Source organism: Parendozoicomonas sp. Alg238-R29, assembly GCF_947331445.1.
Taxonomy (GTDB): Bacteria; Pseudomonadota; Gammaproteobacteria; order Pseudomonadales; family Endozoicomonadaceae; genus Sansalvadorimonas.
Genome location: NZ_CAMZOG010000196.1, coordinates 1 through 1,687, shown reverse-complemented (window position 1 = coordinate 1,687; position 1,687 = coordinate 1). Strand labels below are relative to the sequence as shown.

At 41.8% G+C, this 1,687-nt stretch carries 1 protein-coding gene; it reads right to left on the bottom strand.

Going from position 1 to position 1,687, the window contains the following annotated elements; translation table 11 throughout:
* Positions 1–77 precede the first annotated feature (77 nt).
* Complete coding sequence (locus QMA35_RS21540; protein ID WP_281649189.1) at positions 78–1,031, bottom strand: DUF6602 domain-containing protein; 954 nt, start codon at positions 1,029–1,031, stop codon at positions 78–80.
* Positions 1,032–1,687 lie beyond the last annotated feature (656 nt).

Below are 1,687 nucleotides of genomic sequence, written 5' to 3'. Positions count from 1 at the left end.
CGAGAAATTAATATATTCACCCCGACGCACAACGCTTGCATCATGCGACGCCGAAGGCGGTCGCATGCATGCACTTGTTATGGCAACGTTGGCACGAAAACCTTTGTGTAGTTAATATCATCATGCATTCTTTCCTCTTCTACTGGTGGATATACCATCAAAGGCTTTTCTGCGTGAGGAGTTATGTCTAAGTTTTTCATTAAAGCTAGAAGTCCAGGCTGTTTCGCGTAGTACATGCCAGGACTGTGAAATGTATTTATTTGTCGGTTTATCTCGTGTTCAAAAAATGCATACAAGGTATCTTTGCCTGGCGAGTTTGGATGATATGCTTTGAACATAAATCTAACATCATCTCCAAATCCACGAAAATCCCTGATGATTGCTCCTAAGCCTAGGCAAAATACGCCATCTATCGAGAATAGAGAATATGACTTGTCACCAGGCCATAACTTACTTGTGTGCTCAATGCGTTCATCAATATTTAATTTTGTCTCATTGTAAAACGATGACAACGTATCATAAATATCATGTGGGAATTTTAATTCTGACCCAAAGGAGAATATATATTTTTTTATATCAATATTCTGAGATAAGGGAGTATTAACAAACATAAAGAATTCATCGGAAGCACCTAAAGCTCTTTTAAGAGTATCTTTCCTTAAAGTGCTCTTAACTTCTATTACAGCTTTACAGGCTTCGGGAGGAATGATAACAAAATCATTATCTCGAAATATTGCCGCATACTCACTTGAGTCCCAGATGATTATATCTTGTTGCTTAGATTTTATTTCGTTTCCATGTTCGTCTGCTGATAATATAAAGCCAGTACTAACTTCAAATTTCTTTGGGAGAAGACTTGCCAATAAATCTCTGAGAAGTGACTCTTTGTAATTTCCCACACTGAGCCAATGATCTCTACCGATCAATGCGTCCAGTCGCATCATTTTACTTTTTAATTCATGGCTATATGAAGAGAAGTATTCGGATACTAAGTTACCTTTTTGCGTACTCATATTTTCCTTAGTTGCCATAACGCCTGCATTAAGGGCGCCGAAGGCGTCCTTTGCATGCTCTTGTTGTGCGCACCTGGCCGGACGGGATTTACCGGCGCTGGCAAAACACAAGCTTGGCGATTTATTGAGGTAAAATTTGCCAGCAGGCAAATCCTACGTTTTGTTAATGTTTGGCACTGAACGCGCAGCCACTGGAAACCTTTGCTGCCGGGAAATGCAGAAGTTTTGCTGGCGTTGCACGAAAAACATGAGCACGCTACCGCTTGCCAGCTGCGCGGACATTGAAAACGTGAAAATGTTTATGCTGGCATTGTACAGGGAACAAACGACAATGTTTAAGCGCCAGCCCCACGAAAAGTGAGAAAAGCAGGCTGGGAACCGAAGCCCCAAATGTTTGTGCTGGCATAACTCGGAAGCAGCCCGAAAGATGTTTGCAGGATAAACACGTTGAAAGTATGAACTTTCAGGATTTGCACATGGAAAACTCAAATCTTTGATTGCCAGCTCCACAAAACTCTTGGTTGTTTCTCGGGAAAGCACAGACCGAAACATTAATATTTGCACATTGACGCACAACGCCTGAATGTGGGGCGCCGCAGGCGTCCCAGGAGCGAAGCGACGAACACCATTCACTTGTTATATTTTATTGACGCTGGTATCTGTTAAAGGTGTTT